General features: G+C 52.7%; 2 pseudogenes. Both read left to right on the top strand.

The features are described from left to right. Positions 1-176 (top strand): annotated as a pseudogene (dapF, locus tag CIK04_RS23890) (diaminopimelate epimerase); the annotation flags it as partial. 72 nt (positions 177-248) lie between these two features. Continuing rightward, positions 249-860 (top strand): annotated as a pseudogene (locus CIK04_RS23885) (DUF484 family protein); the annotation flags it as partial.

Here is an 860-nt window from a genome sequence, read left to right as displayed (position 1 = left end):
TGGCAGCGGCGCGTGTGGCGCGGTGGCGGTCGGCATCTTACAAGGCTTGTTGGATGAAAAATGTCACCGTGAGTTTGCCGGGTGGCGATTTGCACATTCACTGGAAGGGGCCTGGTACGCCACTTTATATGACGGGACCTGCGACCCATGTGTTTGATGGTCAGCTGTCTTGCTAGAACCCACGGATTCTAGCCACCGCAGGTGATGAGTTTTCATCACCTTGCATGAGTTATCGTTGAGGAAATGTTTTGTCTTACCCTGAAGCCGATGCGCTGACCGCCGAAGTCGTGGCGGCGTATCTTCAAGACCACCGTGATTTTTGTACATCGTCCGGAGTTGGTCGACCGTTTGAACTTTCCGCACCCCGGAGCAAGGGACAGTATCGATTGTCCACATTCACTGAACCGTCAACGCCAACGTATTGAAGCATTGGAAGAAGAGATCACGACCTTGATGTCTTTGGCGGCGAACAACGATCGCACCTTTTATGAGTTCATGGACCTGCAAGAGCAAATCCTGCGTTGTCGCGATTTCCAGCAAGTGGTGAAGGCGATAGAGCTCAAAGCGCATGAACTTGGTTTGGTGGCCTATGTGCGTCTATTGAACCAATGTGAAGCGAAGCACCAACTGAGCATGGAAAACTACCAGCTGTTTGCCACCAACCATCTCATGGTAAATCGGCGTATTTAGGGCGTCTGCGCAACGCCGATCGCGAAGCGCTGTTTGGTGATTTGCCCGTACCAGAAATGGGCTCTTACGTGGTCTTGCCGCTGGTGAAGCAACATCCCCTTGGTTTGCTGGCGTTCTCCAGTGCCGATGGGGGTCATTTCCAACCGGAGATGGATACCTTGTTCCTTCGT

Source organism: Vibrio sp. 03_296, assembly GCF_002265885.1.
This window is presented reverse-complemented; position numbering and strand designations above follow the sequence as displayed.